This window comes from Leifsonia sp. HAY1-4F (genome assembly GCF_056755275.1).
This window is the reverse complement of the sequence record NZ_JBNDHX010000465.1, coordinates 1-249: the sequence shown is the minus strand read 5'-3', so window position 1 is coordinate 249 and position 249 is coordinate 1. Positions and strand designations below refer to the sequence as shown.

General features: G+C 64.3%; 1 protein-coding gene. It reads left to right on the top strand.

Translation table 11 applies throughout. The annotated features are described in order from the left end of the window. Positions 1-90: 90 nt before the first annotated feature. On the top strand, positions 91-249 hold a 159-nt coding region (locus tag ACPYOG_RS20165; RefSeq protein ID WP_481295867.1), incomplete at its 3' end, for a TRIC cation channel family protein.

The following is a 249-nucleotide window of genomic DNA, read 5'->3' as shown; positions in this document are numbered from 1 at the left end:
GCTTTCGCATACGCGGAATCGATGCACTCTCAGGGGGACGTCCTGATCATCGTCAGCGAATGAAGCCCAGCGGTCCGAACATTCCTGCCCGTGGTCTACCGTCAGGGTGTGACCTGGGCGCTGCTGCTTGACCTGTTCGGCGTCTTCTTCTTCGCCATATCCGGGTCGCTGCTGGCCGCGGGCCGAGGTTTCGACATCGTCGGCTCACTCATGCTCGGCGCCCTGACGGCCTCGGGGGCGGCGTCATCC